This is a genomic window from Ruegeria sp. SAZD011 (assembly GCF_059612545.1).
Map to the genome: position 1 here is coordinate 219,521 of NZ_JBXWQU010000040.1, position 6,641 is coordinate 226,161.

8 protein-coding genes and 1 tRNA gene are annotated in these 6,641 nt (G+C 62.8%); 6 read left to right on the forward strand and 3 right to left on the reverse strand.

Annotated features, from left to right (window positions below; all coding sequences use genetic code 11):
- Positions 1-8: 8 nt before the first annotated feature.
- Complete coding sequence (locus AC2FLM_RS20500) at positions 9-893, reverse strand: LysR family transcriptional regulator (RefSeq protein ID WP_496859746.1); 885 nt, start codon at positions 891-893, stop codon at positions 9-11.
- Positions 894-977: 84 nt separating this feature from the next.
- Here AC2FLM_RS20500 and AC2FLM_RS20505 point away from each other — a divergent pair, with 84 nt between their 5' ends.
- From AC2FLM_RS20505 to AC2FLM_RS20515, 3 genes are all read left to right on the forward strand, one after another.
- Complete coding sequence (locus AC2FLM_RS20505; RefSeq protein WP_496859748.1) at positions 978-1,610, forward strand: class I SAM-dependent methyltransferase; 633 nt, start codon at positions 978-980, stop codon at positions 1,608-1,610.
- Between the two features lie 67 nt (positions 1,611-1,677).
- Positions 1,678-2,127 (forward strand): YtoQ family protein, encoded by a 450-nt coding sequence (locus AC2FLM_RS20510; RefSeq protein WP_496859750.1) that lies wholly within the window; start codon positions 1,678-1,680, stop codon positions 2,125-2,127.
- A gap of 73 nt (positions 2,128-2,200) precedes the next feature.
- Positions 2,201-3,358: an MFS transporter gene (locus AC2FLM_RS20515; RefSeq protein WP_496859752.1), complete on the forward strand. Its 1,158-nt coding sequence runs from the start codon at positions 2,201-2,203 to the stop codon at positions 3,356-3,358.
- 6 nt (positions 3,359-3,364) lie between these two features.
- Here AC2FLM_RS20515 and AC2FLM_RS20520 read toward each other — a convergent pair whose 3' ends face one another.
- The gene (locus tag AC2FLM_RS20520) at positions 3,365-4,066 is read right to left on the reverse strand and encodes a glutathione S-transferase N-terminal domain-containing protein (protein ID WP_496859754.1); all 702 of its coding nucleotides are present in this window, start codon (positions 4,064-4,066) and stop codon (positions 3,365-3,367) included.
- 280 nt (positions 4,067-4,346) lie between these two features.
- Here AC2FLM_RS20520 and mscL point away from each other — a divergent pair, with 280 nt between their 5' ends.
- The 3 genes from mscL to AC2FLM_RS20535 all read left to right on the forward strand — a co-directional run bounded on the left by mscL (position 4,347) and on the right by AC2FLM_RS20535 (position 5,908).
- Positions 4,347-4,778: a large conductance mechanosensitive channel protein MscL gene (mscL, locus tag AC2FLM_RS20525; RefSeq protein WP_234144661.1), complete on the forward strand. Its 432-nt coding sequence runs from the start codon at positions 4,347-4,349 to the stop codon at positions 4,776-4,778.
- Between the two features lie 85 nt (positions 4,779-4,863).
- Positions 4,864-5,670 carry a mechanosensitive ion channel family protein gene (locus tag AC2FLM_RS20530; protein WP_496859756.1) on the forward strand — a complete coding sequence of 269 codons (807 nt, stop codon included), beginning with the start codon at positions 4,864-4,866 and terminating at the stop codon, positions 5,668-5,670.
- Positions 5,671-5,831: 161 nt separating this feature from the next.
- Positions 5,832-5,908: transfer RNA gene (locus AC2FLM_RS20535), tRNA-Met, on the forward strand.
- A gap of 283 nt (positions 5,909-6,191) precedes the next feature.
- Here AC2FLM_RS20535 and AC2FLM_RS20540 read toward each other — a convergent pair.
- On the reverse strand, positions 6,192-6,641 hold a 450-nt coding region (locus AC2FLM_RS20540; protein WP_496859758.1), incomplete at its 5' end, for an EF-Tu C-terminal domain-related protein.

Consider the following 6,641-nt stretch of genomic DNA (forward strand, 5'->3'; position numbering starts at 1 on the left):
TTTGCATCTCAAGCGGCCAGGAAATCGGCCAATATGTCGAACACCAGACGGATGCGCCGGCTGGTATGCACCTCGCGATGCGCGGTCAGCCAGACCGGGAACAGCAGCGGCTCCATCTGCGGCAGCACTCGCTCGATCCCCGGCGTGGCGGCGGCCACGCCATCGTCCATCGGTGCGATGCCAAACCCCTGCCGCACGTAATCCCAGGCTACCACACCGCTTTGCGAGCCAAGGCGGAAGTTGGCGCGCGTCAGCGGCAGGCCCAGCGGCGTCAAATGGCTCAGCATCTCGGTGACATCGCCAAAGGCGATGAAATCATGCGTGGCCAGGTCACCCTTGGCGGCCGGACGCCCACGCCGGTCGAGATAGTCGGAGGCAGCGTAGAAATGCGCCGTTGCCTCGCCCATCAGTCGGGCGATCAGGTCGGGCTGTTCGGGGCGCACATGGCGAATGGCGATATCCGCCTCGCGCCGCATCAGGTCGCGGATATCGTTGGCGGCGATGACCTCGATCTCCAGCCGGGGCGCCTTCGCGCGGATGCGGCGCAGCGCCTCGGGCAGGACATAGGACGACATCACGTCGCTGGCGGTGATCCGGACGCGGCCTTCGATGGATTGAACCTGGCCCGAAGCTGCCAGCGCCACCCGCTCCGCCGCCGCCCCCATGGCGCGCGTATGTTCCAGCAGGTCGGCCCCCGCCTCGGTCAGCACCAGCGCCCGCCCGATCCGCTCGAACAGCAAGACGCCCAGATCCTGCTCCAGCGCCGCGACCTGGCGGCTGAGCGTCGGCTGTGTCAGGTTCAATCGCCGCGCTGCCGCCGACAGCGATCCCGCCTCGGCGGTTTTCAGAAAGGCGCGGATGTGGTTCCAGTCCAGCCTGGTCAGATCGTTCATGCATTTCTGTATAAGTAAACTGCGAATTTCGGCAATTACTAATGGCTCTGCGCATAACTATTCTGCCGCCAAAAGGAGACACCCATGGTTGACAGCGTCACATTCTGGAACCGGATCGCCGAGAAATACGCCCGCACCCCGATCGCGGACATGGCATCCTATGACTATACACTCGAACGCACCGCCGCCCACCTGAAGCCCGGCGACCGGGTTCTGGAACTGGGCTGCGGCACCGGCACCACCGCCTTGCGGTTGGCGCCCGATGTTGCCGCTATCGTTGCCACCGACATTGCCCCGGCGATGCTGGCCGTGGGGCGACGCAAGGCCCGCGAGCAAGGCGTGGAAAACGTCGACTTTGTCGAGGCACCTGCCAAGACCCCGCCCAAAGGCCCGTTTGATGCCGTGCTTGCCTTCAACCTGCTGCATCTGGTCGATGACCTTGATGCCCACCTGGCCGCCATTCATGACCGGCTGAAACCCGGCGGGCTGTTCATTTCGAAAACCTTCTGCGTCGGAACGGGACGAAACAGCTTTAAACTCTACGCGATCCGTCTGGCCCTGCCGGTGATGCAGCTGCTGGGCAAGGCGCCCCCGGTCACCTTCCTGACCGAGGCCGAGCTGGACAATGCCATCACCCGCGCGGGCTTTGACCTGGTCGAGCAAGAGAGCTTTCCCGCCAAGGACCCACGGCGCTTTCTGGTCGCGCGCCGCCGCTGAGGGGCCGGGGTTGCCCCCGGCGGCACCGCACCCTAGGCTCGCCCCAAAGCGGATGAAGGAGAGTGGCATGACCCTGAACGTCTATCTGTCGGGCGAGATTCACACCGACTGGCGCGAGCAGATCGTGACCGGAGCACAGGGTCTGGATGTCAGCTTCTCGGGCCCGGTCACCGACCATGCCGCCAGCGACGATTGTGGCGTGGCGATCCTGGGCGCCGAACCTGACAAGTACTGGCACGACCACAAGGGCGCCATGGTGAACGCGATCCGCACCCGCAAGGGCATATCCGATGCGGATGTTGTCGTGGTCCGCTTTGGCGACAAGTACAAACAGTGGAACGCCGCCTTTGACGCGGGCTATGCCGCGGCACTGGGCAAGTCGATCATCGTCCTCAGCCCACCCGAACACCAGCACGCGCTGAAAGAGGTGCATGCTGCGGCTCTGGCCGTTGCAGAGGAACCAGCGCAGGTGGTCTCTCTCCTGCGCTATGTTCTGACCAGGGCCTTGCCCGCCTGACCGGTACACGATTTGCGTTGACGGATAACGGATTATCCTGAAGCTGGTCGCATTTGCTGTCGGAGGGGGAACGATGGCGTTGCACTGGCGTATTCTTGTCCTGCTGTTTCTGGTGCGCTGCACCATGGCCTTTCAATTCGCGACCATCGGCGGCATCGGACCGGTGCTGTCTGACACCTATACCTTGGATATCGCCGGGCTCGGCTGGGTCGTGGGGCTCTATTTCCTGCCGGGGGTGGTGGTTGCCCTGCCGGGCGGCGGCATCGCTCGCCGGTTCGGCGATGAAAGGGTGATCCTCTTCGGACTGGCGCTGATGACGGCGGGATCGTTGATCATGGCGCTGCAACCGCCGTTGAGCGTGTTCAGCGCTGCCCGGCTGATGGCCGGTATCGGCGGCATCCTGATGAACGTCCTGATGAGCAAGCTGGTACTCGACTGGTTCGCCAATCGCCAGATCGCAACCGCCATGGTGATCTTCATCAACTCCTGGCCTGCCGGTATCGGCCTGTCGCTTGTGGTACAGCCGTGGCTGGCGGCCCGGTGTGGCGTCGCCCTGCCGTTCGCGGTCGAAACCGGCCTGATCGCGACCGCCCTGGTGGCCTTTTTCCTGTTCTATCGCCGCCCCGAAACAGCACCCGTCACCACAGGCACACCTGCCCGGGCCGTGCCGCAGGGTGCTATTCTTGGCGCCGTGCTTGTTGCCGGGTTCTCGTGGGGCGCGTTCAACGCCAGCCTCGCCGCCTTGCTGTCCTTTGGTCCCACATCGCTTGTCGACCGGGGGATGCCACTGGAGCTGGCGGGCCTGTCGGTCAGCGTCGTGTCCTGGACCGTCGTCGCTACCGGCACATTTGGCGGCTGGCTGACGGATCGCACCGGACGGCCCGCGACGGTGCTGTTGACCGGCCTCGGTCTCTTTGGCCTCGCCCTGTTCCTGTTTCCCCGAGTCCCGCCGATGCTGATCACCATGGCCTTGATCGGTCTTTTGTCGGGCGTCCCGGTCGCGGGATTGATCAGCCTGCCCGCCCGCGTTCTGAAATCCGAGCAACGGGCCATCGGCATGGGCCTGTTCTACACCGTCTATTACGCCTGTTTCGCAATCCTGCCCGGCCTGGGCGGTATATGGGCCGAAAGCGCCGGAACAGTGTCCGCCGCTTTCGAATTTGCCGCCTTTGTCATCGTGCTGGCGATGCTGGGCGTCTTTGTCTTTCTACCCCTGTCGCGCCGGGTCTGAGGGGGATCAACCCTCGCGCGCCGGGATCGTCAGCCCGCGCTGCACCGCAGGCCGGGCCAGGAACCGGTCAAGATAGGCGACAACATTCGGGAACCCGTCCCAGCCCAGAACCTCGCGCGCGCCGTAATAATCGAGCCCACGCAGCCAGGGTGCAATGGCGATATCGGCGATCGAGTAGTCGCCCGCGATCCAGTCCCGGGTCGCCAGCTGCCCGTCAAGCACCGCCAGAATCCGCCGCGCCTCGGCGATATAACGGTCGCGCGGACGCGGGTCCGCGATCTCGACCCCGGCGAATTTGTAGAAAAACCCAAGCTGCCCGAACATCGGCCCGACCCCGCCCATCTGGAACATCAGCCATTGCACAACGCGCGCCTTGTCAGCGGCGGTCTCCCCGATGAAGCGCCCGGACTTCTCCGCCAGATACAGCAGGATCGCCCCGCTTTCGAACAGCGCCAGCGGCTGCTCATCCGGCCCGTCCGGGTCGATGATCGCCGGGATCTTGTTGTTGGGGTTCAGAGACAGGAACTCGGGGCTTTTTACATCCGCGTCCGACAGCGTCACGGTATGTGCCTCATAAGGCAGGCCCAGCTCCTCGAGCAGGATCGAAACCTTGACCCCATTTGGTGTGGGAAAGGAATAGAGTTGCAGGATATCGGGGTTTGCGGCGGGCCAGCGGCGGCTGATCGGGAATTCGGCAAGATCGAACATGGCGTGTCTCCGGTTGCGGTGTCGGACACAACCTATGCTGCCCGCCGGGCGAAAGAAGAGGTCGCATTGTGCGCCCCTGTCCAACTGGCTGTGTAGCAGCGAACAGGCCTAAACCGGCGTCTGAATGCCGGGTCACGCCCAGATTGCTGCAAAAACACGTGTTTCCGCGCTATTTTTCCCCGTGCGGAGACACCGCTCCCTGCTATTTCTGGCCCTATGCCGGGCCGACCACGAAGCCTGGCAACACAACAACGGCACAAACTCAGACACGGAACTGACCATGCTAAAAGAGTTCAAGACCTTCATTGCCAAGGGAAACGTGATGGACATGGCGGTGGGGATCATTATCGGCGCAGCCTTTACCGCGATCGTTAAATCGCTGGTCGACGATCTGATCAATCCCATTGTCGGCCTGTTTACCGGTGGCGTCGACTTTACCAACAATTTCGTCGTTCTGGGCGGCGATGGCACCACATTTGACTCGCTGGCCGCCGCCCGCGAGGCCGGCGCGTCTGTCTTTGCCTATGGGGCCTTCATCATGGCGGTGTTCAACTTCCTGATCATCGCCTGGGTGGTGTTCATGCTGGTAAAGGCGGTTAATCGCGCCAAGGAGTCCGCCGCAAGGGAAGAGGCCGCCGCCGAGCCGGCCGCGCCCGCAGGCCCGTCGGAACTCGACGTGCTGCTGGAAATCCGCGACTCGCTGAAACGCTGAGCAACCCGCCTGTCGTTTCGACCGCTCCGGAATGCCAGGGGCGGTTCATTCAAGGCAACCCGCATCAACAGGAGCTAACAAGACCATGCAGGACTATCTGAACCAGGCCGAGGTCATCTGGCCGCTCATCGTCAGCGCCGGCAAGGCGCTGGTTGTGCTGATCCTGGGTTGGACCGTTGCCGGTATGATCGCCGGCCTGGTCCGTCGGCGCATCAACGCAACCCCGCAAATCGACCCGACACTCGGCAACTTCACTGCCAGCCTGGTGAAATGGGCGATCCTCGCCATGGTTCTGGTCGCGGTTCTGGGTATCTTCGGGATCGAGGCAACCAGCATCGTCGCCGTGCTCGGCGCTGCCTCGCTCGCCATTGGCCTGGCACTTCAAGGCACACTCAGCGACCTGGCAGCGGGGGTAATGCTGGTGGTGTTCAGGCCCTACAAGCTCGGTCAATTCGTCGATATCGGCGGAACCTCGGGAACCGTGCGTGATCTCAACCTCTTCACCACCGAGTTGGTGACACCGGACAATGTCCAGATCATTGTTCCCAACGGCCAGGCCTGGGGTGCGATCATCACCAACTACTCGGCGCATGACACCCGCCGCGTCGACCTGACATTCGGCATCGACTATGGCGACGATGCGGGAAAAGCGATGGAGATTGTCGAAAGAACCGCCCGGGCAGACAGCCGTGTTCTTGCCGATCCCGCCCCCTGGGTCCGGGTCACCAATCTGGGCGACAGCTCGGTCGATCTGACCGCACGCCTGTGGTGCAAGGCCGAGGACTATTGGGAGCTGAAGTTCGCGCTGACCCGCGAGGTCAAGGAAGCCTTCGATGCCGGAGGTATCTCGATCCCCTATCCGCACAGTGTCGAGATTCAAAAGAGCGCATGAACCGCTCTTCATTTCGCCGGAAATACTCCGGGGGAGTCGCCGCTTGCGGCGACGGGGGCAGAGCCCCCTCCCCCTTTTCTGCCAAAGAAAAAATTGGCGCCAAAGGTCTGGATTCCGTTTGACACCGTCGCAGGGCTTAGGTAGTCACCGCGCGTGGTTGCGGCGTGATAGCTCAGTTGGTTAGAGCACAGCACTCATAATGCTGGGGTCGGCGGTTCAAGTCCGCCTCACGCTACCACTCTTCTCCCGAATTTCCCCACATATGAAGCAGACCGCTGGTCGTTCGCGGCCTTGGCCCTCGGCTTGGTTCGAGATTATTCGTCGAATAATCTCGGTTATCGGGTCGTTTGTGGACATGAAAAAGGCCGCTCCGGGGGAGCGGCCTTTTCTGTTTGTCGCCCTTGTTGCGCTTGGCAGATTTTCCTGCGGAAAATCTCCTCGAGCAACCAGGCGTGTCTCGGGACCACCGATTACTCGATGATCTTCGACACATCCCTGACGACGCGTCTCGGGATCACCGATTACTCGATGATCTTCGACACGACACCGGCGCCGACGGTACGGCCGCCTTCGCGGATGGCGAAGCGCAGGCCGTCTTCCATCGCGATCGGCGCGATCAGCTCGACGGTGAAGCCCACGTTATCGCCCGGCATCACCATTTCGGTGCCTTCGGCCAGCGTCACGGTGCCGGTCACGTCGGTGGTCCGGAAGTAGAACTGCGGACGGTAGTTCGCGAAGAACGGGGTGTGACGGCCGCCCTCTTCCTTGGTCAGGATATAGGCCTCGGCTTCGAACTTGGTGTGCGGGGTCACCGAACCCGGCTTGCACAGCACCTGGCCGCGCTCGACCTTCTCGCGGTCGATACCACGCAGCAGCGCGCCGATGTTGTCGCCAGCTTCACCGCGATCCAGCAGCTTGCGGAACATTTCCACACCGGTACAGGTGGTGGTCTGGGTGTCCTTGATGCCCAC